General features: G+C 68.6%; 22 protein-coding genes and 1 riboswitch. Of the genes, 9 read left to right on the top strand and 13 right to left on the bottom strand.

What is annotated here, in order from left to right; translation table 11 throughout:
- Positions 1 to 28: 28 nt before the first annotated feature.
- The 7 genes from metF to A6745_RS06855 all read right to left on the bottom strand — a co-directional run bounded on the left by metF (position 29) and on the right by A6745_RS06855 (position 6,401).
- Positions 29 to 871, bottom strand: coding sequence for a methylenetetrahydrofolate reductase [NAD(P)H] (metF, locus tag A6745_RS06885; protein ID WP_066125036.1), 843 nt, complete (start codon positions 869 to 871; stop codon positions 29 to 31).
- Positions 871 to 1,209: a phage holin family protein gene (locus A6745_RS06880; RefSeq protein WP_066125832.1), complete on the bottom strand. Its 339-nt coding sequence runs from the start codon at positions 1,207 to 1,209 to the stop codon at positions 871 to 873. Before A6745_RS06880 ends, metF begins: the two co-directional genes overlap by 1 nt.
- 87 nt (positions 1,210 to 1,296) lie before the next feature.
- Positions 1,297 to 2,709, bottom strand: coding sequence for an adenosylhomocysteinase (gene ahcY / locus A6745_RS06875; protein ID WP_066125034.1), 1,413 nt, complete (start codon positions 2,707 to 2,709; stop codon positions 1,297 to 1,299).
- Between the two features lie 96 nt (positions 2,710 to 2,805).
- Positions 2,806 to 2,926: riboswitch (S-adenosyl-L-homocysteine riboswitch) on the bottom strand.
- A 104-nt stretch (positions 2,927 to 3,030) separates the two neighbouring features.
- Complete coding sequence (locus A6745_RS06870; RefSeq protein WP_066125032.1) at positions 3,031 to 4,074, bottom strand: glycosyltransferase family 4 protein; 1,044 nt, start codon at positions 4,072 to 4,074, stop codon at positions 3,031 to 3,033.
- 100 nt (positions 4,075 to 4,174) lie between these two features.
- Complete coding sequence (locus A6745_RS06865; RefSeq protein WP_066125030.1) at positions 4,175 to 4,399, bottom strand: DUF1289 domain-containing protein; 225 nt, start codon at positions 4,397 to 4,399, stop codon at positions 4,175 to 4,177.
- A 113-nt stretch (positions 4,400 to 4,512) separates the two neighbouring features.
- Positions 4,513 to 5,427, bottom strand: a complete 915-nt coding sequence (gene kdgD / locus A6745_RS06860) for a 5-dehydro-4-deoxyglucarate dehydratase (RefSeq protein WP_066125028.1) — start codon at positions 5,425 to 5,427, stop codon at positions 4,513 to 4,515.
- Between the two features lie 263 nt (positions 5,428 to 5,690).
- Positions 5,691 to 6,401, bottom strand: coding sequence for a FadR/GntR family transcriptional regulator (locus tag A6745_RS06855; protein ID WP_066125026.1), 711 nt, complete (start codon positions 6,399 to 6,401; stop codon positions 5,691 to 5,693).
- A 186-nt stretch (positions 6,402 to 6,587) separates the two neighbouring features.
- Between A6745_RS06855 and A6745_RS06850 the strand changes: the two genes are divergently transcribed.
- The 3 genes from A6745_RS06850 to A6745_RS06840 all read left to right on the top strand — a co-directional run bounded on the left by A6745_RS06850 (position 6,588) and on the right by A6745_RS06840 (position 9,856).
- On the top strand, positions 6,588 to 7,790 hold the full coding sequence (locus A6745_RS06850) for a mandelate racemase/muconate lactonizing enzyme family protein (protein WP_066125023.1): 1,203 nt from the start codon (positions 6,588 to 6,590) through the stop codon (positions 7,788 to 7,790).
- A gap of 30 nt (positions 7,791 to 7,820) precedes the next feature.
- Positions 7,821 to 8,777, top strand: coding sequence for a 2-hydroxyacid dehydrogenase (locus A6745_RS06845; protein WP_066125021.1), 957 nt, complete (start codon positions 7,821 to 7,823; stop codon positions 8,775 to 8,777).
- 68 nt (positions 8,778 to 8,845) lie between these two features.
- On the top strand, positions 8,846 to 9,856 hold the full coding sequence (locus tag A6745_RS06840; protein ID WP_066125019.1) for a Bug family tripartite tricarboxylate transporter substrate binding protein: 1,011 nt from the start codon (positions 8,846 to 8,848) through the stop codon (positions 9,854 to 9,856).
- Positions 9,857 to 9,978: 122 nt separating this feature from the next.
- Here the strand turns inward: A6745_RS06840 and A6745_RS06835 are convergent, their stop codons facing one another.
- The 4 genes from A6745_RS06835 to A6745_RS06820 all read right to left on the bottom strand — a co-directional run bounded on the left by A6745_RS06835 (position 9,979) and on the right by A6745_RS06820 (position 14,151).
- On the bottom strand, positions 9,979 to 10,869 hold the full coding sequence (locus tag A6745_RS06835) for an alpha/beta fold hydrolase (RefSeq protein ID WP_066125017.1): 891 nt from the start codon (positions 10,867 to 10,869) through the stop codon (positions 9,979 to 9,981).
- Entirely contained in the window at positions 10,866 to 11,528 is a 663-nt protein-coding gene (gene leuD, locus A6745_RS06830) for a 3-isopropylmalate dehydratase small subunit (RefSeq protein ID WP_066125015.1), read from the bottom strand. The genes A6745_RS06835 and leuD overlap by 4 nt, the downstream gene beginning before the upstream one ends.
- Positions 11,529 to 11,660: 132 nt before the next feature.
- Positions 11,661 to 13,106, bottom strand: a complete 1,446-nt coding sequence (leuC, locus tag A6745_RS06825; protein ID WP_066125014.1) for a 3-isopropylmalate dehydratase large subunit — start codon at positions 13,104 to 13,106, stop codon at positions 11,661 to 11,663.
- Between the two features lie 46 nt (positions 13,107 to 13,152).
- A complete protein-coding gene (locus tag A6745_RS06820) occupies positions 13,153 to 14,151 on the bottom strand; it encodes a tripartite tricarboxylate transporter substrate binding protein (protein ID WP_066125012.1) in 999 nt (332 codons plus the stop codon).
- Positions 14,152 to 14,296: 145 nt separating this feature from the next.
- On the opposite strand from A6745_RS06820, the gene A6745_RS06815 reads away from it, so the two are divergent.
- A complete protein-coding gene (locus tag A6745_RS06815) occupies positions 14,297 to 15,217 on the top strand; it encodes a LysR family transcriptional regulator (protein ID WP_066125010.1) in 921 nt (306 codons plus the stop codon).
- 125 nt (positions 15,218 to 15,342) lie between these two features.
- Here the strand turns inward: A6745_RS06815 and metK are convergent, their stop codons facing one another.
- Positions 15,343 to 16,506: a methionine adenosyltransferase gene (metK, locus tag A6745_RS06810; RefSeq protein ID WP_066125008.1), complete on the bottom strand. Its 1,164-nt coding sequence runs from the start codon at positions 16,504 to 16,506 to the stop codon at positions 15,343 to 15,345.
- A gap of 285 nt (positions 16,507 to 16,791) precedes the next feature.
- Here metK and A6745_RS06805 point away from each other — a divergent pair, with 285 nt between their 5' ends.
- From A6745_RS06805 to xerC, 5 genes are read left to right on the top strand one after another with little or no spacing between them, the layout of a single operon-like run.
- On the top strand, positions 16,792 to 17,670 hold the full coding sequence (locus tag A6745_RS06805) for a lysophospholipid acyltransferase family protein (RefSeq protein ID WP_066125007.1): 879 nt from the start codon (positions 16,792 to 16,794) through the stop codon (positions 17,668 to 17,670).
- 4 nt (positions 17,671 to 17,674) lie between these two features.
- On the top strand, positions 17,675 to 18,565 hold the full coding sequence (locus A6745_RS06800) for a lysophospholipid acyltransferase family protein (protein WP_066125004.1): 891 nt from the start codon (positions 17,675 to 17,677) through the stop codon (positions 18,563 to 18,565).
- A gap of 31 nt (positions 18,566 to 18,596) precedes the next feature.
- Positions 18,597 to 19,496 (top strand): diaminopimelate epimerase, encoded by a 900-nt coding sequence (gene dapF, locus A6745_RS06795; RefSeq protein ID WP_066125829.1) that lies wholly within the window; start codon positions 18,597 to 18,599, stop codon positions 19,494 to 19,496.
- A gap of 10 nt (positions 19,497 to 19,506) precedes the next feature.
- The gene (locus A6745_RS06790; RefSeq protein ID WP_066125001.1) at positions 19,507 to 20,181 is read left to right on the top strand and encodes a DUF484 family protein; all 675 of its coding nucleotides are present in this window, start codon (positions 19,507 to 19,509) and stop codon (positions 20,179 to 20,181) included.
- Between the two features lie 28 nt (positions 20,182 to 20,209).
- Positions 20,210 to 21,178 carry a tyrosine recombinase XerC gene (gene xerC / locus A6745_RS06785; RefSeq protein ID WP_066124999.1) on the top strand — a complete coding sequence of 323 codons (969 nt, stop codon included), beginning with the start codon at positions 20,210 to 20,212 and terminating at the stop codon, positions 21,176 to 21,178.
- Here xerC and A6745_RS06780 read toward each other — a convergent pair whose 3' ends face one another.
- The gene (locus A6745_RS06780; protein WP_231885948.1) at positions 21,179 to 23,155 is read right to left on the bottom strand and encodes a TonB-dependent receptor domain-containing protein; all 1,977 of its coding nucleotides are present in this window, start codon (positions 23,153 to 23,155) and stop codon (positions 21,179 to 21,181) included. It abuts the gene before it with no gap.
- Positions 23,156 to 23,160 lie beyond the last annotated feature (5 nt).

Raw genomic sequence — 23,160 nt, 5'->3', positions numbered from 1 at the left:
CGGAACACCGGGCATCTTCGTAGACCCGTCAGCGGCCCAGCGCCTTCCAGATGCCCATCGGCGCTTCCGCCGAGTTCAGGGTATAGAAGTGCAGGCCCGGGGCGCCGCCGTCCAGCAGCGTTTCGCACAGGCGGGTGACGACTTCGATGCCGAAGGCACGGATCGAAGCCTTGTCGTCGCCGTATTCGGCCAGGCGCAGACGGATCCAGCGCGGCACTTCGGCGCCGCACATTTCCGAGAAACGCAGCAGCTGGCTGTGGTTCGTGATGGGCATGATGCCCGGCACGATGGGAATGGTCACGCCCTTCTCCTGCGCGCGGTCGACGAAGTCGAAGTACGAGTCCGCGTTGAAGAAGTACTGCGTGATGGCCGCGTCGGCGCCGGCATTCACCTTGTCCACGAAGTGCTGCATGTCGGCCTTTACCGAGCCCGACTGCGGGTGCATCTCGGGGTAGGCGGCCACTTCGATGTGGAACCAGTCGCCGGTTTCGGCGCGGATGAATTCGACCAGGTCGCGCGCGTAGCGCAGTTCGCCGGCATCCCCGCCCATGCCGGACGGCAGGTCGCCGCGCAGCGCCACGACGCGGCGCACGCCCTCGTCGCGGTAGGCTTGCAGGATCTCGCGCAGTTGATCGCGCGAGGCGCCCACGCACGACAGGTGGGGCGCAGCGTCGCAGCCGAGGTTGCGCAGCGTGCGCACCGTGTCGGCGGTGCCGGCGCGGGTGGATCCGCCCGCGCCGAAGGTGACGCTGACGTAGCGCGGCTGGATGGCCAGCATCTGCTTGGCCGCGCGCACCAGGCGTTCCTGCGCCGCGAGGTCGCGCGGCGGGAAGAACTCCAGGCTGAAGGCCGGGATAGTGTGGTCGTTCATCAGGAAGGAATCAGCTTGGAAAGCAGGCCGGCGATGATGCTGTAGAGGATCGCGCCCGCTACCGCCCACCAGAAGCCGTTGACCTGGAAGCCGCGCAGGATGGAGCCGGCGAACCAGAACAGCAAGGCATTGAGCACGATCAGGAACAGGCCCAGCGTGACGATGGTGATGGGCAGCGTCAGCAACATCAGCACCGGCTTGACCAGCATGTTGAGCAGGCCCAGCACCACGGCTGCGATCAGCGCCGAGCCGAAGCTCGCCACCGTGACGCCCGGCAGCAGATAAGCCACCGCCAATAGCGCGACGGCATTCAGGATCCAGACGAGTATCAAGGTCATCATGAGCGGGCTCCAATCATCGGAAGAACGCCCGCGCCGGACATGGCGCGGGTACGCTCCCCTATTTTGCTACAGGAAGGCTGCCGATCAGTAACGGTAGTGGTTCGACTTGAAAGGACCTTCTACCGACACGCCGATGTAGTCGGCCTGTTCCTTGCTCAGCGTGGTCAGGTTCGCGCCCAGCTTCTTCAGGTGCAGGCGCGCCACCTTCTCGTCCAGGTGCTTGGGCAGCACGTAGACCTGGCCGCTGGTGTAGGCGTCGTTGCGGGTGAACAGCTCGATCTGGGCGATGGTCTGGTTGGCGAACGACGACGACATCACGAACGAGGGGTGGCCGGTGGCGCAACCCAGGTTCACCAGGCGGCCCTTGGCCAGCAGGATGATGCGCTTGCCATCCGGGAAGATCACGTGGTCGACCTGCGGCTTGATCTCTTCCCACTGCAGGTCTTCGATGCCGGCGACGTCGATTTCGTTGTCGAAGTGGCCGATGTTGCAGACGATGGCCTGGTCCTTCATCGCGTCCATGTGGGCGCGCGTGATGACGTTGTAGTTGCCGGTGGCGGTGACGAAGATGTCGGCGTGCTTGGCGGCCTCGTCCATCGTGACGACCTTGAAGCCTTCCATGGCGGCCTGCAAGGCGCAGATCGGGTCGATCTCGGTGACCCACACCTGGGCGCGCAGGGCGACCAGTGCCTGGGCGCAACCCTTGCCCACGTCGCCGTAGCCCGCGACCACGGCGATCTTGCCGGCGATCATCACGTCGGTGGCGCGCTTGATGCCGTCGACCAGCGATTCGCGGCAGCCGTACAGGTTGTCGAACTTGGACTTGGTGACCGAGTCGTTGACGTTGATGGCGGCGAAGGCCAGCTCGCCCTTCTGCGACATCTGGTACAGGCGATGCACGCCGGTGGTGGTTTCCTCGGTCACGCCCTTGATCTGCGCCAGGCGGGTCGAGTACCACTTGGGATCGCGCTGCAGCGTTTCCTTGATGGCGGCGAACAGCACGCGCTCTTCTTCGCTGCCCGGCTTGGCCAGCACCGAGATGTCGCTCTCGGCCTTCGCGCCCAGGTGCAGCAGCAGGGTGGCGTCGCCGCCGTCGTCCAGGATCATGTTGGCCTGCTCGCCCGGCCATTCGAAGATCTTGTGGGTGTACTGCCAGTACTCTTCCAGCGTCTCGCCTTTGATGGCGAACACGGGGGTGCCGGTGGCGGCGATGGCGGCGGCGGCATGGTCCTGCGTCGAGAAGATGTTGCACGATGCCCAGCGCACTTCGGCGCCCAGGGCCACCAGCGTCTCGATCAGCACGCCGGTCTGGATGGTCATGTGCAGGCTGCCGGCGATGCGGGCGCCCTTCAGGGGCTGGCTGGCGGCGAACTCTTCGCGGATGGCCATCAGGCCGGGCATTTCGGTTTCGGCGATGGCCAGTTCGCGGCGGCCCCAGCCGGCCAGCGACATGTCGGCGACGATGGCGTCGACGGACTTTTCAGTGATTGCGTTCATGGTGTGTCAGGCTCCAGAGATTTCGAACGGCGCGCAACCGGCCGAACGAGTGGAACACCATGGATAGATAGGTGCCCACCTTGCCGTCCGATGCGACAGAGGTGAGCGCCGTTGCTGTGGCGCTGCACGGAGCAACGCCTGAACAAGGTTTCCTGAGCCTGGCGAACCGCGCGGCGCATGCGCCGCGGAGGAAGTCGTCGCAGCGCTCCTCAGGAATCGGGACGTATTGTAAACGCGGCGCGGCAGCCTCGGCAAAGAGATTGCCGCACCGCGCCCGTCAGCCTTGCCGTCCCCTGAAGAACGGCTGCGGAACACCGGTCGTCAGGCGGCGCCTTGCGGCTTGGGTTCGGAAAACACCGTGGCCGGCGTCAGCGGCACGAACGCCGACAGCAGGTCACGGGCGATGGCGTCCCAGGTGCGCGTGACGGCGTGCTCGCGCACGGCGCCGCGGTCCAGGTCCAGCGCGCCGCGGCACGCGCGGGCCAGATCGTCGTCCAGGCAGCCGGTCAGGCCCTGCTGCACCACGGCGATCGGCGCCTCGCTGCGGAAGGCCGCCACCGGCGTGCCGCACGCCATGGCTTCCAGCATCACCAGGCCGAAGGTGTCGGTCAGGCTGGGGAACACGAACACATCGGCGGCCGAGTAGTACTTCGGCAGCATCTCGTCGGGCTGTGCGCCGGCGAAATGCGCGTTCGGAAACTTGCGGCGCAGGCGCGCCTCGTCGGGACCGGCGCCCACCACCACCTTGCTGCCGGGCAGATCCAGTTCCAGGAAGGCGTCCAGGTTCTTTTCCTTGGCCACGCGGCCCACCGACAGGAAGATCGGGCGCGGCAGGTCGGCCAGGAAGTCGCGCGGACCCGGCTGGAACTTCTTGCCGTCCACGCCGCGCGACCACACGCGCAGATTGGTCAGGCCCCGGCCGGCGACGATGTCGCGCACGGTGGGCGTGGGCACCAGCACGCACTGAGAAGGACGATGGAACCAGCGCATGAAACGCCACGGCAGCGAGGCCGGAATGCCCATGCGCGCTTCGAGATAGTCGGGGAACATGGTGTGGAACCCCGTGGTGAAACGCCAGCCGCGGCGCAGCGCCATGCGGCGCGCGGCCAGGCCCAGCGGGCCTTCGGTGGCGATGTGCAGTACGTCGGGCACCACGTCGCCCAGCAGGCGGCGCAACTGGCGGCCGGGTTGCAGGCACAGGCGCAGATCGGGTTCGGAAGGCGCCGGCACGGTGCGTCCACCCTCGGGACTGACCACGATGACTTCGTGACCCCATTCGCGCAGCAATTGCAGCATCGTGGTCCAGGTGCGGACCACCCCGTTTACCTGAGGACGCCAAGCGTCCGTGACGAGAACGATCCGCATGGCAGAGCCCCGGCAATGAACAATGCCGGCATTTAGCCTGGGTTACATGACATGTCCAAGACAGGGTTTTTGCGCAGGCGGCTCCACGCGGACCCCGCCGCTACCCGCGCCGCGGATAGCCCTGCGACTTGATGCGCGCCCAGATGACGCGCTTCTCTTCGTCGCCCAGGAACACCCAGTTGGCGACTTCCATGGCCGTGCGCCCGCAGCCGCGGCAGACCTCGTCGAACAGCGTCGAGCAGATCGCCACGCAGGGGGAATCGGTGGGCGCGAGGGCGCGGGCCGACGCGTCGGCGGCGTCCTCGGGAGAGAAAACGTCAGGCATCCCGGCAGCTTACCACCGGGGTTGCCGCCCCTATTACAAAGCCCTACCCGCCGCGCGTATACGGCGATCAGGGCTGGCATTCGCCGCGGCGTGGCCGCGGCGATTCTTCAGGCTTACTGCGGACCGAGCTTGTCGATCAGGGCCTTCAGTTGTTCCATCTCTTCGCCCGTCAGGTCGGTCAGCGGCGCGCGGACCGGGCCGGCGTCGTGGCCGACCAGCTTGGCGCCGGCCTTGACGATACTGACGGCGTAACCCTTGCGGCGGTTGCGGATGTCCAGGTAGGGCAGGAAGAACGAGTCCAGCAGGCGGCCCGTCGTGGCGGTGTCGCCCGTCGACACGGCGCGGAAGAACTCGACGGCGGTCTTGGGGATGAAGTTGAACACGGCCGACGAGTACACCGGCACGCCCAGGGCGCGGTAGGCCTCGGCGTAGACCTCGGCGGTGGGCAGGCCGCCCAGGTACGAGAAACGGTCGCCCAGCTTGCGGCGGATGCGGACCATCTTCTCGATGTCGCCCAGGCCGTCCTTGAAGCCGATCAGGTTGGGATGCCTGTCGGCCAGGCGGGCCAGCGTCTCGGCGTTGAGCTGCGAGTTGGCACGGGCGTAGAACACCACGCCCAGCTTGGTCGACTGGCAGACCTGCGAGACGTGGGCGGCGATGCCCTCTTCGCTGGCTTCGGTCAGGTAGTGCGGCAGCAACAGCAGGCCGGCGGCGCCGGCGGCTTCGGCTTCCCGGGCCATGGCGATGGCGGTGTTGGTCGGGCCGCCCGCGCCGGCCAGGATCGGCACCTGGCCGCGCGCGCCCTGCACGGCGGTGCGGATGACGTCGCCGTACTCGCTGCCCGACAGCGAGAACAGCTCGCCCGTGCCGCCGGCGGCGAACAGCGCGCTGGCGCCATACGGGGCCAGCCATTCCAGGCGCTGGGCGTAGGTGCGCGCGTTGAAGCGGCCTTCGGCGTCGAAGTCGGTGACGGGAAACGACAGCAGGCCGTCGGACAGGATTTCGCGCAGTTCAAACGGGGTGGTCAATTCAGTCTCCAGGGAAGAATCGGGATTCGGAGGGGGCGCCGCGCAGGGCACGTCGCCTGAAATCGGTGAGACTCGCCGGCTGCTGCCGAGGCACAACGTGGGAATCTGTCAGTCATCATACAACCTAAAAAACCAAAAATCCAACGCCCGCTGCTCATCTCAGGGTAAGGACAGGGTTTTTGCACAACAAGTTGTACGATCACTTGAAAGCGATGCTTTCAAAGACAGGCATTCCAGCGGATGCCGACGGGCCGGCTGACCCCTCAGGCCGCTGGCGGCGGCGCCCCGAACAGGCGCGAGATGCCCCCGTGCAGATGCGCCAGCATGGCGTCGCGGGCCACGCGCGCATCGCGCGAGGCAATGCCGTCGACGATGGCCGCATGTTCGCGGCAGACCTCGTCGTGGCGCTGCGCGCGGGACCGGTCCGCCAGGCTGCGCACCAGCTCGATGCTGAAACGGGTCTGCGCCACCAGCGCCTGCATGGTCATGGAGAAGAAGCGGTTGCCGCTGGCCTGGGCGATGGCCAGGTGGAACGCGATGTCCTCGTCGACGCCCGAGGCGCCGGCCAGCAAGGCGCGTTCGAAGTCCTGGCGGCGCTCGACGATCAGGGCCATGTCCTCGTCCGTGTGGTGCTGCGCCGCGCGGGCGGCGATCTCGCCCTCCACGCTGCAGCGGAATTCCAGAAAACTGCGCACGTCCGGAATGCTGGTCAGTTGGCCGAAGCTGACCATGCTGGCCTGCGGCCGGGGCTGGTCCACGAAATGGCCCGAGCCCTTGCGCGACTGGATGCGGCCCTCGGCGCGCAGCCGGGCCAATGCCTGGCGCAGCACGGGACGTGACACGCCGAAGCGCTCGGCCAGGGCGTTCTCGGCCGGCAGGCGCATGCCCGCCGCGAATTCGTCGGTGCCCAGCAGGGCCAGCAGGGCTTCGTAGGCCTGGTCGCTTAACAGCCTGTCGGCCGAGGAGGTTTTCATGGGGCGCAGTGTGCGTCAAAGGACGGGAAAGCTGCAAGCCGGTCGGGTCGCCGCTCAATGCTGTATTACAGATTTGGCTTTATAGCCTAAATCTGTCGTACAAATATTGACAGCACTTACAGCTCTGCGCCATGATGTGCGCCAAGGCGGCGGCTGCCCGGCTGTCGCGCCAACGACGACACACCCATGCCCAAGATCACTTGCCTGCGCACCCTGCGCACGCCGCAACGCCCCAGCCTGGTCTGGGTGGAACTGGAAACCGAGGACGGCCTGGCCGGGCTGGGCGAGACTTTCCGCGGCGCCGCCACGGTCGAGACCCTGCTGCACGACGAGATCGCCCCCTGGCTGCTGGGCCGCGACGCCGGGCACATCGAGGCCATCTCGCGCCACCTGCTCAATCCCTACGTGGGGTTCAGCGGCTCCAGCGCCGAAGTGCGCGCCGCCAGCGCCGTCGACATCGCGCTGTGGGACCTTGCCGGCAAGCGCGCCAACGTGCCGCTGTACGTCGCCCTGGGCGGCGGCGCGCGCCAGACCGTGCCCGTCTACAACACCTGCGCGGGCTATGCCTACAACACCACCGGCGTGCGCCGCGACATCGGCAACGGCGACCAGAGCGCGGGCCCGTACGACGACCAGGTCGCCTTCATGCGCGACGCGGGCGGGCTGGCCGAAAGCCTGCTGTCCGAGGGCTACGGCGCCATGAAGATCTGGCCGTTCGACATCTACGCGCCGGCCACGGGCGGGCACACCATCGGCCTGCCCGACCTGAAGGCGGGCCTGGAACCGTTCCGCCAGATCCGCGCCGCCGTGGGCGACCGCATCGAGATCATGTGCGAACTGCACAGCCTGTGGGGCAGCCATGCCGCCCTGCGCATCTGCCGCGCGCTGGAAGACTACGGCGTCTTCTGGGCCGAAGATCCTTTGTCGAAGATGGATGACCCGCACGGCCTGGCCGACCTGCGCCGCCAGACCCGCACGCCCCTCTGCGGCAGCGAGACCCTGGGCGGCGTGCGGCAATTCCGCGACCTGCTGGCTGCCGACGCGCTGGACGTGGTGATGCTGGACCTGGCCTGGTGCGGCGGCGTCACCGAAGGCCGCAAGATCGCCGCCTTCGCGCAGGCCTACAACAAGCCCCTGGCGCCGCACGACTGCACGGGCCCCGTCACGCTGATGGCCGGCCTGCACATGGCGCTGCATGCGCCCACCGCCATCTACCAGGAAGTGGTGCGCGCCGCCCTGGCCACCTGGTATCGCGACCTGGTCACCGACCTGCCCGTATTGAAGGACGGCCGCGCCCTGGCGCCCACCGCCCCCGGCCTGGGCACGGCGCTGACCGACGGCTTGCGCCAATCTGCCGACACCACCGTGCGCGAAAGCCGCAAGGCCTAGGGCTTGCCAGAAAAGAACAGGAGATTTCTCATGCGCATCGACATCGTCGGCCTGCACGCCGGACACGCCTGCCGGCTGCAACAGTTGCTGGGCGACGCCCATCAGGTCGAGGGCCATGCCGCCTTTGCCGCCACGGGCGCGATCACCGCGGACGTGGTCATCGCCAACAGCATCAAGCCCCAGGAAGCCGAACGCATCGCCAGCCGCCTGGTGCAGGTGCCCGGCGCGGGCGTGGACCAGGTGGCGGTGGCCGCGCTGCCGACCGCCACCTGGGTGTGCAACGTGCACGGCCATGAAGTGCCCATCGCCGAGTTCGTGATCCACGCCATCCTGGAGCACGCGCTGACGCCCTGGGCCTATCCCGCCGTGCTGGACGAAGAGGCCTGGCCGCGCGCCTACGCCAGGCGCGCCATGCACGGCGAGGCCTCGGGCCGCACCGCCGTCCTCGTCGGCTACGGCCACATCGGCCAGGAGGTCGCGCGCCGCGCGCACGCGCTGGACATGCACGTCGTGGCATTGACGCGCGGCGGCGAGGGCGACACGGCCCATGGCGTGCGGCACCGCCCCGTCTGCGAACTCCACAAGGTGCTGCCCTCGGCCGACGTGCTGGTGCTGTGCTGCCCGCTGAACGACGCCACGCGCGGCCTGATCGGGCGCGAGCAGCTGGCCCTGATGCCGCCCGGCGCGCTGCTGGTCAACGTGGCGCGCGCGGAAGTCGTGGACGAACAGGCCCTGTATGACGCCTTGCGCGAGCAGCGGCTGGGCCGCGCCGCGCTGGATGTCTGGTACCAGTATCCCGCCGCGGGCGGCGCCCCCGTCACGCCCGCGCGCCTGCCCCTGCACCGCTTGCCGAACGTACGCGGCACGCCTCACATTTCCGCCATGACGCCCGGCCTGCTGGACCGCCGCTACCGCTTCATGGCTGAAAACATCCGCCGGCTGCAGTCCGGCGCGCCACTGGAGAACGTCGTGCGCGCTGGTCACTGACAACACGCGGTGCGCGGCCCGGCGCAACCGGGCGACAAGTATTCGAATAACACCTGGAGACAACCTCGATGCGTACCTTCCCTGCCGGCGCCTTGCGCGCCTCGCGGCGTGCCGCCCTGCGCGGCCTGGCCGCGGCCTCACTGGCGCTGCTGTGCGGCGCCGCCCCTTCCCTGGCAGCCGCCGCCGGCTGGCCCGACAAGCCCGTGCGCCTGATCGTGCCGAACCCGGCAGGCGGCGCGTCCGACGTGCTGGCGCGCCTGCTGGGCAAGGAACTGGGCACGCTGTGGGGCCAGCCCGTGGTGGTCGAGAACAAGCCCGGCGCCAACGGTAATATCGGCGCGACCCTGGTGGCGCGTTCCGAGGCCGACGGCTACACGATGCTGTTGATGGACCTCAGCAGCCTGGCGATCTCGCCCAGCCTGTATCCCAAGCTGGGCTACGACCCCGGGAAAGACCTGGCGCCCGTGTCCTTCGTGGCCTACTCGCCGCACATCCTGGTGGTGCGCGGCGACCTGCCCGTGTCCAACGTGAACGAACTGGCGGCCTACGCCAAACAGCATCCGAACAAGCTGAACTACGGCGAGACCACCGGCGCCATCACGCACCTGGCCGGCATCGACCTGGCGCGCCGCATGGACTTCACCTGGAACTACATCGGCTACAAGGGCGGCGCGCAAGTGCTGTCCGACCTGACCGGCGGCCAGATCGACGCCACCATGAACAGCTTCCTGGCGACCTATCCGCTGGTGAAGGCAGGCAAGATCAAGCTGCTGGCCGTGGGCAGCAGCAAACGCTTCGGCCTGATTCCGGATACGCCGACGGTCGCCGAGACCACGGCCGGTTTCGAATCCGGCTCGTGGCAGGGACTGATGACCACCGGCGGCACGCCGCCCGACGTGATCGCGAAGATCAACCGCGACGTCAACGCCGTGCTGAGCCGCCCCGAAGTCAGCAAGCAGTTGTCCGACCTCGGCTCGGAACCGGTCGACAAGACCCCCGCGGAGCTGGGCCAGTGGATGCGCGAGCAGACGCAGCGCTGGGGCAAGGTGGTGAAGGATGCGGGGATTTCGCTGCAGTAGGCCCACGGCAGCCGCGGCGCAAGCGCGCCCTCGGCCGCGCGTGCCTGCATCCAGGCCCGTCATGGCGCTGCCCTCATCGGGCAGCCGCCCCTATCGACGTCCGGCCAGGATGGATGGCCCGTTCAGCCTTCCCACCCGAAGAACCCGGCCGCTTCGGCCAGCACCGCATCAGGCACTTCCTCGGGCAGGTAATGCGCGGACGGCAGCGCCTTGCCCGACACCGAATCGGCCACCGCCGACCACAGGCCGATCACGTCGAAGTTCCTGCCCACCGCGCCGCGCTCGCCCCACAGCACGCGCAGCGGCGCCCTGACCCGCTCGCCCGACTTGCGGCCCGCGCGGTCATGTTCCAGGTCGATGGTGGCCGACGCGCGGTAGTCTTCGCAGATGCCGGTCGCCCATCCCGGCAATTGCGCACAACGGGCGTACTCGGCCAATGCCTGATCGGCGAAGTGCGCCAGCCCGCCCGGCCTGCCGCCCATGATGGAGCGGATGTAGAACTCACCGTCGCGTTCGATCATTGTCTCGGGCAACGGCGCCGGCTGGATCAGCCAGAACCAGTGAAAATACGCCTGCGCGAAGGCGCGGTTGGTGCCTTCGTACATGTCCAGCGTGGGCGCGATATCCAGCAGCATCATGCGGTTCACGCTACCGGCATGATCCAGCGCCAGGCGGTGCGCCACGCGCGCGCCGCGGTCATGCGCCAGCACGTCGTAATGCTCGTGGCCCAGGCCGCGCATCAGTTCGGCCATGTCGCGCGCCATCACGCGCTTGGAATGCGCCGCGTGATCCGCCGAGGCCGGCGGCTTGGCGCTGTCGCCATAGCCGCGCAGGTCCACGGCCACGCAGGTGCGATGGCGCGTCAGCGTCGGCCACATGCGATGCCAGATCACGTGCGTCTGGGGATGGCCGTGCAGCAGCAGCATCGGCGGGCCTTCGCCGCCGATACGCGCGGCCAGCTCGATGCCGTTGGCACGGATGCGTTGCAGGGGCAGATCGAAAAGCGGGGTCATGCGGAAGTCTCCTGTGCCTGGTCGAGCCGGCGGCGCACTTTCGCAGCCACATCCCGCATCCAGGGGTGGCGCCGCCAGTGGCCGGCCTCGAAGGCCTCGATGTCGGCCAACTGCGACAGCGTGGCGCCCACCATGTCCTGGCCTTCGGCGAACATGCGGCGATGGCGCTCGGCCATCTTGAAACCGGCGCGCCATCCGCCGGCGCCGTGCACCTGCCCGGCCACGACATCAATGGCGATGCGGTTGCGCGCGGGATCGCCCACCTGGTCCAGCAAGGCATCCACTTCGTCAGGCGCCAGCATGACCAACAGCAGGCCGTTGTTCATCGCGTTGAAGTAGAAGATCTCGCCGTAGCTCGCGGCGATGATGGCGCGGATGCCGAATTGCTGCAAGCCCCACACCGCGTGCTCGCGGCTGGAGCCGCAACCGAAGTTGGGACCGGTCACCAGGATGCCGGCGTCGCGCCACGCGGGCTGGTTCAACACGAAACCGGTGCGCGGCGCGCCGGTCTCGTCGAAGCGCAGGTCGTACAGCAGGCCACGGTCCAGGCCGGCCTTGTCGATGATGCGCAGGAACTGCTTGGGCATGATCTGGTCGGTGTCCAGATTGCTGTAGGGCAGCGGCGCGGCCACGGCCTCGATGCGTGCGGGGGTGTTCATGGAGTTGCCTCGATGAGGATGTTCGGATTCGTCTGAAACGGATGTGCCGGGGAAGATCGAATGCTGTCGGCCGGCCCGGGTCGGATGACGGGCGATGCTGGCCTGCGGCGGCGTCCGGCAGGCAGGCAGGCGTCATGAGGGCAGCGACCGGGTGGCCTGCCCGCTGGCCGGCAACGTCCGCACGTCGACGATGCGCCCCGTCAACGCGGCGGCCGCCGCCATCGCCGGGCTCATCAGGTGCGTGCGTCCGCCGCGCCCCTGGCGTCCCTCGAAATTGCGGTTGGTCGTGGATGCGCAGCGCTCGCCGGGCCGCAGCACGTCGTCGTTCATCGCCAGGCACATCGAACAGCCCGGCTGGCGCCACTCGAAGCCCGCCTCGGCCAGCAGCGCGGCGATGCCCTCTTGCTCGGCCTGCCTGCGCACGGCCCCCGATCCCGGCACCACCATCGCGCGCACGCCCGGCGCCACCTTGCGGCCACGCACCACTTCGGCCACGGCGCGCAGGTCTTCGATACGGCCATTGGTACACGAGCCGATGAAGACCCGGTCGACCGGCACCCCCGCGATCGGCGTGCCGGGCGCCAGGCCGATGTAGTCCACGGCCTTCTGCAAGGCAAGGCGCGCCAGCGCATCATGCGCCGCGGAAGGGTCCGGCACGCAGCCGTCCACCGGCATGGCCTGGTCGGGACTGGTGCCCCAGGTGACGTAGGGCGCGATCGACGCGGCATCGAGGCGATGCTCGATGTCGAAGCGCGCATCCGCGTCGGAGACCAGCGTCGCCCAGTAGGCGCGGGCCTGGTCGCCGGCCTCGCCGCGCAGATCCGGCGCATGCGCACAGACGTAGTCCACCGTCGTGGCATCGGGGGCGACCAGCGCGGCGCGCGCGCCGGCCTCCACCGTCATGTTGCACAGGGTCATGCGCGCCTCGGCCGACAGGGCATCGATGGCCGCGCCGCAATACTCCACCGCGTGGCCGCGCGCGCCCTGCGCGCCGATGCGATGCACCACGTGGATCACCAGGTCCTTGGCGGTGACGCCCGCGCCCAGCCGGCCATCGACGCGGATGCGCAGATTGCGCGCCACGCGGTACACCAGGGCCTGCGTGGCCAGGATGTGCTCGACCTCGGACGTGCCGATGCCGAAGCCCAGCGCGCCCAGCGCGCCGTAGGTGGTGGTGTGGCTGTCGCCGCACAGCACCACCATGCCCGGCCGGATCATGCCGTGTTCCGGCGCGATCACGTGCTCGATGCCCTGCAGCGGATCGGTGGTGTCGAACAGCGCCACGCCATGCTCCCGGCAATTGCGCTTCAGGTTGGCCGCCTGCAATGCCGAAGCCTCGTCCTGGATGGTGCGCAGCGCGGCCGGCACGGGATGCGTGGGAATGACGTGATCGACCACCGCCATCTGCTGGCCCGGCCGCAGTGTGCGGCGTCCGCGCGCCGCCAGGCCGCTGAAGGCCTGCGGGCTGGTGTACTCGTTCATGATGTGCAGGTCCACGTACAGCAGCACGTGTTCGGCATCCAGCCGGGCCACGGTATGGGTGGCCACCAGTTTGTCGTAGAGCGTCATGCCGGGCATGGTCGATTCCTTCGTGCAAGCCCGCCGCAAGACGGGCGGATGCCCATCAATTGGGCGTGATGCCTGCGTCCTCGATGACGCCGGCCCAGCGCGCCAGTTCGCCGGCCACCATCTGGTCAGTCTGCGACGGCGTCGAGATCCAGGCCTCGAAACCTTCCTTGCCTAGCCGCTGCGTCATCTCGGGCGTGCGCAGGGCCTGCGCCAGTTTGGCGTTCAGGGTGTCGATCACCGCCTGCGGCGTGCCCGCCGGCGCGCTGACGACGAACCAGGTGTTGAACTCGTAGCCCGGCAGGCCCGATTCGGCGATAGTGGGCACGTCGGGCAGTAGCGGCGAACGCGTCTTGCCCGTCACGCCCAACGCCTTCAGCTTGCCGCCATCGACCTGCGGCTTGGCCGCCGACAGCACCGGAAAACTCATCTGCACCTGGCCGCTGATGGTGTCCACCATGGCAGGGCCGCCGCCCTTGTAGGGCACATGCAGGATCTGGGTCCTGGACACCGACTTGAACAGCTCCGCGGCCATGTGGAACGTGCTGCCCGAGCCCGCCGAGCCGAAGCTCAGCTCATTGGCGGGCCGCGCCCGCACGTAGGCCAGCAGCTCGGCCACGTTGGACACCGGCAGGCTGTTGGTAACCGTCAGCACGTGCTGCGAGGTGGCCACCGTGCCGACCGAACGCAGGTCCTTCAGCGTGTCGAAGGGCATGTCCTTGAACAGCGAGGGATTGATTGCCAGCGACATGGTGTTGATGGCCAGCGTGTAGCCGTCCGGCCTGGCGCGCGCCACGGCGGCCATGCCGATGTTGCCCGACGCCCCCGAGCGGTTTTCCACCACCACGGTCTGCCCCAGCGACTTGCCCCAGGCATCGGCGATCAGCCGCGCGGCGATGTCGACGCTGCCGCCTGGCGCGAACGGCGCGACCAAGGTGATGGGGCGTTGCGGAAAAGTCTCGGCCCGCGCGGGCGCGGCGGCCAATGCGGCCACGGTGACGATGGCACAGGCGGCCGCCGCCGCGATGGGACGTAACGACGGAAAGTCGTGATTCATGCGCTTGTCTCCTCGGTTGAACCGCCTGTTCTTCGGCGGCTTGAATGGTCCAAGGCAGTGTATATCCCTGTTTGATTCTTATAATTAATGCTTCAATAAACCTTTATTCAATTCAATTTAATAATCAGCTTGCAGGATCCTCCGCATGGACGGCCTCTCCGATCTCGCGTTCTTTTCTCTGCTGGTGCGCCACGGCAACCTGTCGGCCACGGCGCGCGAGCTGGGCGTGACGCCCCCCGCGGTCAGCACCCGGCTGGCCAATCTCGAGCGGCGGCTGGGGGTGCGCCTGCTGAACCGCACCACGCGGCGCGTCAGCGTCACGCACGAAGGCGAAATCTATCTGGCGGGCGGCGGCCGCATCCTGGCCGAACTGGAGGCGCTGGAACGCAGCGTGTCCAGCACGCGCGCCGAGCCGCGCGGCCTGCTGCGACTGAACGCCACGTTCGGCTTCGGCCGCGCGCACATCGTGCCGGCCGTGTCGGACTTCGTGCGGCAGTATCCGGAGGTCGAAGTGCAGATGCAGCTGACGGACCGTCCCATCAACCTGCTGGACGAGCGCTATGACGTGGGCGTGCGCTTCGGCGAGATGCCCGATGCGCGGCTGACGGCGCGCAAGCTGGCCTCGAACCGCCGCCTGCTGTGCGCTTCGCCGGCCTATCTGCGCACGTACGGCGAGCCCCGTGCACCGGCCGACCTGACACGCCATCGCTGCATCGTGGTCCGCGAAGACAACGTGGCCTACGGCACTTGGCACCTGCAATCCGGCCAGCGCAGCGAAACCGTGAAGGCGCGCGGCGCGCTCAGCGCCAACGATGGCCAGAGCGCCCTGCAATGGGCGCTGGACGGCCACGGCATCGTGATGCGTTCGGAATGGGAGACGGCCGCGTATCTGCGCGGCGGCCAGTTGCGGGAAGTGCTGCCCGACTGGGCCACCCCGCCCGCCGACATCTACGCGCTGTACCCCGAACGCCTGAACCTGCCCGCCAAGACCATCGCCTTCGTGGACTTCCTGTCGCAACGGCTGGCCGGACACCTGCGCCGCGAAGCGGGCGACGCGGCGTGGTGAATCGCCAGGATCAGAGCAGGACTTCCAGGCCCTTGCGGCTGAGCGCAAAACAACAAAAGGGCGAACCCGAAGGTTCGCCCCATCGCCCACCGGATCCACGCGGCAGGTTTTTCAGGCTTGCCGCATCACACGGCGCGCTTGAGCACCTGCACCTTGTCCGTGGCTTCCCACGAGAACTCGGGCTCGCTGCGGCCGAAGTGGCCGTAGGCCGCGGTCTTGGCGTAGATCGGGCGCAGCAGGTCCAGCATGTTGACGATGCCCTTCGGACGCAGGTCGAAGTGCTCGAGCACCAGCTTGGCGATCTCGCTGTCGGGAATGACGCCGGTGCCTTCGGTGTAGACCGTGATGTTGATGGGTTCGGCCACGCCGATGGCATAGCTGACCTGCACCTGGCACTGGCGCGCCAGGCCGGCGGCCACCACGTTCTTGGCCACGTAGCGGGCGGCGTAGGCGGCCGAGCGGTCGACCTTGGAGGGGTCCTTGCCCGAGAACGCGCCGCCGCCGTGCGGGCACGCGCCCCCGTAGGTGTCGACGATGATCTTGCGGCCGGTCAGGCCGCAATCGCCCTGCGGGCCGCCGATGACGAAGCGGCCGGTCGGGTTGACCAGGAACTTGGTCTTCGGGGTGATCAGGCCGTCGGGGAAGCAAGGCTTGATGATTTCCTCGATGACGGCTTCGTGGATCTCGGGCTGCGAGATCTCGGGCGCGTGCTGCGTGGACAGCACCACCGTGTCGACCTCGGCCGGACGGCCGTCGATATAGCGGAAAGTGACCTGCGACTTGGCGTCCGGGCGCAGCCACGGCAGGCGGCCGTCCTTGCGCAGTTCGCTCTGGCGCTGCACCAGGCGGTGCGAGTACCAGATCGGAGCGGGCATCAGGTCGGGGGTTTCGTCGCAGGCGTAGCCGAACATCAGGCCCTGGTCGCCGGCGCCCTGGTTCAGGTAGTCCTCGGACGTGCGATCGACGCCCTGGGCGATGTCGGGCGACTGCTTGTCGTAGGCGACCAGCACGGCGCAACCCTTGTAGTCGATGCCGTACTCGGTGTTGTCGTAGCCGATGCGACGGATCGTGTCGCGCGCGACCTGGATATAGTCGACATTGGCGGTCGTGGTGATCTCGCCGGCCAGCACCACCAGACCGGTGTTGCACAGCGTTTCGGCCGCCACGCGGGCGTTGGGATCCTGCTCGAAAATGGCGTCGAGGATGGAGTCGGAGATCTGGTCGGCGACCTTGTCCGGGTGACCTTCCGAAACGGATTCGGAGGTGAAGAGGAAATCGTTATTGGCCACAAGTAGTCCTTCATGGCGCCAGTACCGCACCGGCGCTCACACAGGTTGAACGGGCGCGTTGCACCCCGGACCGCAACCTGCGAAGGACTATCGATCTGGGCGCGACGCTTTAGCGGATTTGGCCGGCCCAGCCGAAGCGGAACCTGCCGTCGCTCCGCAAGTTGTCGGTTAACTCGGCGACTGCTGGGCATTTTAGGCGAAAATGACAGGTTCATGCTTGCGCGTCTTTTTACCCGCGCTCGTGCGACTGCCTGACCTCCCGGTTACAAAAACGTCTTTCACCGCATGCTGCTCTCCCTGGTCCGCCTGGCCGCCGCCCTGCCCCTGCCCGTCCTGCACGCGGCGGGCCGCCTGGTCGGCCGCCTGATCTATGCCTGGCCCGGCAAATACCGCGCGCGCCTGCGCGCCAACGCCGCCCAGGCCGGGTATCCCGATGCCGCCTTCGCGCGCCGCGCGGCCGGCGAGATCGGCGCCATGATCCTGGAACTGCCACGCGTCTGGTTCCGGCACGACGCCTGCATGCGCCAGGTCGTGTCCGACGACGACCACGTCGTGCAGGAAGCGCTGGCCGAAGGCCACGGCATCCTCTTCCTCACGCCGCATCTGGGCAGCTTCGACGTCGTGGCGCGCCACACTGCCCAGTTGCTGCCGCTGACCGTCATGTTCCGCCCGCCGCGCAAGTCCATCCTGGCGCCCGTGCTCGAGACCGCCCGCAACACCTCCAGCATCAAGGCCGTGCCCGCCACCCTGCAGGGCGTGCGCGATTTCGTGCGCACGCTGCGGCGCGGCGAGGCCGTCGGCCTGCTGCCCGACCAGGCTCCCGGCGTGGGGGACGGCGTCTGGGTGCCGTTCTTCGGCCGGCCCGCCTACACCATGACCCTGCCCGGCAAGCTCGCCGCGCAGACCGGCGTGGCCGTCATCCTCTCGGCCGGCGAACGCCTGCCCGGCGGCCGCGGCTGGCGCGTGCACCACATGCGCGTGCCAGGGCCGCTGCCCCAGGACCCCGCCGAGCAGGCCGCGCTGTTCAACAGCATGATGGAGCAACTGATCCGACGCTTCCCGCATCAATACCTGTGGGGCTACAACCGCTACAAGACCCCGCGCGGCGCACCGCCCGCCCCGGGCGCGCAAGCGGCCGCCGCCACGCCGCCCGGGGCCTCCTGATCCCATGACCGCTTTCAAGACCTGGGCCCTGACCGCCCTGTTCCGCTGGTTCGGCCGCATGAGCCCGGCTGGCCGCCAGCGCGCGGGCAAGGCGCTGACCTGGGCCGCGCTGCGCCTGGCGGGCCGGCGCGCCGGCATCGTGCGCCGCAACCTGCGGCTGTGCTTTCCCGACCAGCCCGAATCGGTGCGCGAGCAATGGCTGCGCGACCACTTCCGCGCCCTGTGCCAATCCATCGTCGACCGTGGCCTGCTGTGGTACGGCGACCCCGCCGTCATCCGCGACACCGTGGCCCTGGAGGGCGATGCGCAGATCGCCGACCTGCATGCGCGGGGCCGCTCGGTCATCCTGCTGGCGCCGCACTTCACCTCGCTGGATGCGGCCGCCACGCGGCTGACCATGGTGGTGCCCTCGGGCGCCACCATGTATACGCCCCAGCGCGATCCCGCCATCGATGCCATCGTGCGCGACGGCCGCGCCCGTTTCAACGAAGTGTTCCTGGTCAACCGCAAGGATGGCGTGCGCGACCTGATCCGCCACCTGCGCGAGTTGCGCCCCGTGTACTACCTGCCCGACATGGACTTCGGCCGCACAGGCTCGGTCTTCGTGCCGTTCTTCGGCGTGCAGGCCGCCACGCTGCTGGCCACCGCGCAGTTGGCGCGCAAATGGAACGCGGCGGTCGTGCCCATCGTCGACTACTGGAATCCGGCCACCGGCAAGTACGTGGTGCGGGTGCTGCCAGCGCTGGCCGATTTTCCGGGCGAAGGCTCGCTGGAAGACGCCACGGCGCGCTTGAACCGGGAAATCGAGTCCTGGGTCCGCGAATGCCCCTCCCAATATTATTGGGTGCACCGGCGCTTCAAGACGCGCCCCGAAGGCGAACCCAAGCTGTACTGAACGGCAGCCGGCGGCATTGCGCCTGCCCGGATTGAGCGATAATCCTCCGATGATCTGGAACTTCACCAAGATGCATGGCGCCGGCAACGACTTCGTCGTGCTGGACGGCGTGCGTCAAACCATCGACATGACGCCGGAGCGCGCCCGCGCCCTGGCCGACCGCCATTTCGGCGTGGGCGCCGACCAGATCCTGCTGGTCGAGCCCGCCACCCGTCCCGACGCCGACTTCCGCTACCGCATCTTCAACGCCGACGGCGGCGAGGTCGAGCACTGCGGCAACGGCGCGCGCTGCTTCGTGCGCTTCGTGCACGAACAAGGCCTGTCCGACCGCAACCCGCTGCGCGCCGAGATCGCCACCGGCGTCATCGTGCTGGACGAAGGCGACGACGCGCAGGTCACCGTCGAAATGGGCGCCACCCGCTTCGATCCGCCCGCGCTGCCCTTCGACACCGACGGCCTGTCCTCGCGCCAGCAGCACGACGACACGCTGTGGCCGCTCGATCTGGGCGCATCCGGCACGGTGGAACTGTCGCTGGTGGCCATCTCCAATCCGCACGCGGTGCAGGTGGTCGACGACGTCGACGCCGCCCCCGTGGGCATCGTCGGCCCGCTGGTCGAATCGCATCCGCGCTTTGCCAGGCGCGTCAACGCGGGGTTCATGCAGGTGATCGATACGCACGCCATCCGGCTGCGCGTGTACGAACGCGGCGCCGGCGAAACCCTGGCCTGCGGCACGGGCGCCTGTGCGGCGGTGGCCGCCGGCATCCGGCGCGGCCTGCTGGCCAGCCCGGTGCGCGTGCAGACCCGTGGCGGCGTCCTCACCGTCGCGTGGGACGGCGCCCAACTGCGCATGACCGGCCCCGCCGAATCCGTCTTCGCCGGCCAGATCGACATCGACAAGCTGGTCTTCTCCCTGGCCCTGAACCGCTGACCCGGCACCCATGACCACCTCTTCCTTCTCCGCGCAGGACATCGCCGATTTCCTGCACGCACACCCCGAATTTCCCGAGCGGCACCCCGAGGTCTTCGCCGCCATGCGCGTGCCGCATCCGCACGGCACCCAGACCATCTCGCTGGGCGAACGGCAGATCCTCACACTGCGCGAGCGCGTGCGCGACCTGGAATGGCGCATCAACGAGATGATGCGCAACGCCACCATCAACGAATCCATCGGCACGCGCGTCACGCAATGGAGCCAACGGCTGCTGGCCGAGCGCGATGCGCAACTGCTGCCCGGCGCCATCGCCATGGGCCTGGCCGAGCAATTCGACTTCGACCACATCGCGCTGCGCCTGTGGAACCTGCCTGGCTTGTCGCCGGACAATGGTTACGCCGGCGACGTCTCCGCGGACGTGCGCACCTTTTCCGATAGCCTGAAAACGCCGTACTGCGGCAATGACGTCGAGTTCGAGGCGGCCGCCTGGCTGCCCGCCAAGCCGCGTTCGCTGGCGCTGGTCGCGCTGCGTCCGGCCGACGACGCCGACAGCGTCGGCCTGCTGGTGCTGGGCTCCGATGACCCGGCGCGCTTCGATCCCGAGATGGGCACGGCTTTTCTCGACTCCGTCGGGCGACTGGCCTCGGCAGCCCTGAACCGGCTGGCCGCAGCGGCCGGTTGAAGCCTTCACCGCAACGCCAGGGCCGCCCATGACGACCGAACCGTCCGCCCCCCTGGCCGATCCCATGCAGGCCTGGCTGCGCCACCTGCAAACCAACCGCCGCTATGCCGGCCACACGCTGGATGGCTATGCGCGCGACCTGCGCCGCCTGGCCGAACTGGCCCGGCAGGCCAACCTGCCCCTCGAACGCCTGTCCAACGGCCACATCCGCCAGTTCGTGGCGCGCCTGCACGCCCAGGGCCTGGGCCCGCGCAGCCTGGCGCGCCTGCTGGCGGCCTGGCGTGGCTTCTACCAGTGGTGGGCGCCGCAGGCGGACCTGCCGGGCAATCCCACGGCAGGCGTACGCGCGCCCAAGGCGCCGCGCGGCCTGCCCAAGGCCCTGTCGGTGGAACAGGCCCAAGGCCTGCTCGACCACGCCGCCAGGCATCCGTCGAACGACCCCGCGGCGGCCCGCGATACGGCCATGTTCGAGCTGTTCTATTCCAGTGGCTTGCGGCTGTCCGAACTGACCGGACTGGATCGGCAATACACCCGCGAGTCCGGCTATGAATCGAGCGGCTGGCTCGACCTGGCCTCGTCCGAAGTCATCGTGCTGGGCAAGGGCGGCAAGCGCCGCGCGGTGCCGGTCGGCAGCGCCGCGCTGGACGCATTGCGCAAGTGGCTGGAAGCGCGCAGCCAACTGGCGGCCGACGGCACGCCGGGCGACGCCGCGGCGCTGTTCGTAGGCGCGCGCGGCAAGCGGATCTCGCCGCGGGTCGTGCAGGCGCGCCTGGCCGCGCTGGCGCAGGCGGCCGGCCTGCCCGCGCACGTGCATCCGCACGTGCTGCGCCACAGTTTCGCCAGCCACGTCCTGCAATCGGCGCAAGACCTGCGAGCCGTGCAGGAGATGCTGGGCCACGCCAACATCTCCACCACCCAGATCTACACCCGGCTGGATTTCCAGCACTTGGCAAAGGCCTACGACCAGGCGCATCCGCGCGCTGGCCGCAAGTCCTGATCAGTACGTCGCGCGCACGCCCAGCAGCACGCTGCGGCCAGCCAGCGGCGCCGCGCGCGAGATGAACGACGCGTGGTTGTACGCCAGCTTGTCCAGCAGGTTGTTGCCGCGCAGGTAGATCTCGTAGTCCACCGCGCCCACGCGGGTGCGGTAGGCCAGCGAGGCGTTCACCATGTCGTAGCCCGGCGTGTCCGACTCGTACGACGCGATGTCGTCCTGGCGGAACACGTGGTAGTACTCGACGCCGCCCGACCATTGCTGCCAGCGTGCATCCGCCCGCACGCCCAGGCGCGCCGCCGGGATGCGAGGCAGATTGCCGCCGCCGCTGGTCAGCTTGCCGCGCACGTAGTCGCCGAACACCGCCGCTGACAGCACGTTGGTGAAGCGGTGCCGCACCTCGCCCTCGACGCCCACGAACTCGGCGTCGCGCTGCGTATACTCGATCAGGCGGAAGTCTTCATAGCGGTCCAGCGTATTGGCGTAGATGTAGTTGCGCACCCGGTTGTGGAAGGCGCTGACGGTGAACGTCGTGTCGCCCGCGTGCTTGCGCAGCGTCAGGTCGATGTTGCGCGAGGTTTCCTTGTCCAGGCTGGCATTGCCCACCTCGTACGTGTTGGTGGCCAGGTGCACGCCATCGGCATACAGCTCCTGCGCCGAGGGCAGGCGCTGCGAACGCGACACCGACAGGGCCAGCGAGTATTGCGGCGCGAAGTCCCAGATGGCTGCCGCCGACAGCGAGGTCGCCGACTTGTTGGAATCGGCCAGGTCGCCTTCGGGTTTGACGCGTTGCCAGTCCTGGCGCGCCCCGCCCTCGAAGCGCCATTGGCCCACGCGGTATTCCTCCAGCACGAACAGCCCGAGGCCACGCGTCTTGCTGCGCGGCAGGAAAGCCTCTTCGCCTTCGGCGCGGAAATCGCTGTAGGACGACTGCAGGCCGGCCACGCCGTGCAGGCCCATCCACGGCTTGTGCGTCAGCTCAAGCCGCGCGTCGTAGCCACGGTTCTTGAAGCGCGTGCCGACCGTGCCGCCCTCGATCTCGTCATGCTGGTATTCGGTCAGGCCGCCGCGCAAGCGCACCTTCTCGAATCCGGCGAACGGGTCCAGGTACTCGCCGCGCAGATCGAAGCGGCGGCTGCGCAGCTTGGTGTACGGCGCCTGCTCTTCACCGTGCGCGTGTTCGTGGTCGTGTTCTTCGTGGCCCTCCTCGCCCTCTTCACCATGATCGTGGTCGTCATGGCCGCCGCAGTGCAGATGCGAGCCGTGCGGGTGGCAACCCTCGTATTCATGGTTGTGGCCGGGCAGGCCGTACTTGCTCTGCAGCGCGGTGAAGGCCACGCCGACGTAGCCGCGCGGGCGGATCCACGACATCCCCACCGAGCCTTGCGACGATTCGCTGTATGAGCCCAGCACCTTGCTGTCCGACCAGTCCGGCACGCGGTAGTCGCTGGTGCGGCGCTTCAGGCCCTCGACCCGTACCGCGAAATCGCCGCTGCCCGCGGTGATGCCGGCGGCGCCGGCGCGCTCCTTGGTGCCCGTGGCGCCACGCACCTCGACTTCCGCCTCGATGCCCTTGGCCGGCACTTCGGTCGGAATCTTGCGGTCGACCACGTTGACCACGCCGCCGATGGCGCCGCCGCCATACAGCAACGTCGATGGCCCGCGCAGCACCTCGATGCGCTCGGCCAGCAGCGGCTCGACGGTGACGGCATGGTCGGGCGAAATGCCCGAGGCGTCCATCACTTCGCTGCCGTCGGACAGCACCTTCACCCGCGGCGCGGTCTGGCCACGGACCACCGGGCGCGCCGCGCCCGCGCCGAAAGTGTCTGCATGCACGCCGGGCAACCCATCCAGCGTCCCGCCCAACGTGCCCTGGCGGCGCACCGTCAGTTCCGCCGCATCCAGCACCAGGGCCGGCTGCGCCATGCTGTTCGCGTCCTGCCCGAGCGGATTGGCCGACACGGTGACGGGAGCCAGCATCGTGG

Origin of the sequence: Bordetella ansorpii (assembly GCF_900078705.1) — a bacterium.
Taxonomy (GTDB): Bacteria; Pseudomonadota; Gammaproteobacteria; order Burkholderiales; family Burkholderiaceae_B; genus Bordetella; species Bordetella ansorpii_A.
Note: the sequence above shows the minus strand (reverse complement) of the source record. Positions and strands in the feature narration are given on the sequence as shown.

What these genes read in the sequence shown, in the direction of transcription:
- metF (WP_066125036.1), bottom strand. Translation starts at nt 871, where the DNA reads ATGAACGACCACACTATCCCGGCCTTCAGCCTGGAGTTCTTCCCGCCG.
- A6745_RS06880 (WP_066125832.1), bottom strand. Translation starts at nt 1,209, where the DNA reads ATGACCTTGATACTCGTCTGGATCCTGAATGCCGTCGCGCTATTGGCG.
- ahcY (WP_066125034.1), bottom strand. Translation starts at nt 2,709, where the DNA reads ATGAACGCAATCACTGAAAAGTCCGTCGACGCCATCGTCGCCGACATG.
- A6745_RS06870 (WP_066125032.1), bottom strand. Translation starts at nt 4,074, where the DNA reads ATGCGGATCGTTCTCGTCACGGACGCTTGGCGTCCTCAGGTAAACGGG.
- A6745_RS06865 (WP_066125030.1), bottom strand. Translation starts at nt 4,399, where the DNA reads ATGCCTGACGTTTTCTCTCCCGAGGACGCCGCCGACGCGTCGGCCCGC.
- A6745_RS06855 (WP_066125026.1), bottom strand. Translation starts at nt 6,401, where the DNA reads ATGAAAACCTCCTCGGCCGACAGGCTGTTAAGCGACCAGGCCTACGAA.
- A6745_RS06850 (WP_066125023.1), top strand. Translation starts at nt 6,588, where the DNA reads ATGCCCAAGATCACTTGCCTGCGCACCCTGCGCACGCCGCAACGCCCC.
- A6745_RS06845 (WP_066125021.1), top strand. Translation starts at nt 7,821, where the DNA reads ATGCGCATCGACATCGTCGGCCTGCACGCCGGACACGCCTGCCGGCTG.
- A6745_RS06840 (WP_066125019.1), top strand. Translation starts at nt 8,846, where the DNA reads ATGCGTACCTTCCCTGCCGGCGCCTTGCGCGCCTCGCGGCGTGCCGCC.
- A6745_RS06835 (WP_066125017.1), bottom strand. Translation starts at nt 10,869, where the DNA reads ATGACCCCGCTTTTCGATCTGCCCCTGCAACGCATCCGTGCCAACGGC.
- leuD (WP_066125015.1), bottom strand. Translation starts at nt 11,528, where the DNA reads ATGAACACCCCCGCACGCATCGAGGCCGTGGCCGCGCCGCTGCCCTAC.
- leuC (WP_066125014.1), bottom strand. Translation starts at nt 13,106, where the DNA reads ATGCCCGGCATGACGCTCTACGACAAACTGGTGGCCACCCATACCGTG.
- A6745_RS06820 (WP_066125012.1), bottom strand. Translation starts at nt 14,151, where the DNA reads ATGAATCACGACTTTCCGTCGTTACGTCCCATCGCGGCGGCGGCCGCC.
- A6745_RS06815 (WP_066125010.1), top strand. Translation starts at nt 14,297, where the DNA reads ATGGACGGCCTCTCCGATCTCGCGTTCTTTTCTCTGCTGGTGCGCCAC.
- A6745_RS06805 (WP_066125007.1), top strand. Translation starts at nt 16,792, where the DNA reads ATGCTGCTCTCCCTGGTCCGCCTGGCCGCCGCCCTGCCCCTGCCCGTC.
- A6745_RS06800 (WP_066125004.1), top strand. Translation starts at nt 17,675, where the DNA reads ATGACCGCTTTCAAGACCTGGGCCCTGACCGCCCTGTTCCGCTGGTTC.
- A6745_RS06790 (WP_066125001.1), top strand. Translation starts at nt 19,507, where the DNA reads ATGACCACCTCTTCCTTCTCCGCGCAGGACATCGCCGATTTCCTGCAC.
- xerC (WP_066124999.1), top strand. Translation starts at nt 20,210, where the DNA reads ATGACGACCGAACCGTCCGCCCCCCTGGCCGATCCCATGCAGGCCTGG.
- A6745_RS06780 (WP_231885948.1), bottom strand. Translation starts at nt 23,155, where the DNA reads ATGCTGGCTCCCGTCACCGTGTCGGCCAATCCGCTCGGGCAGGACGCG.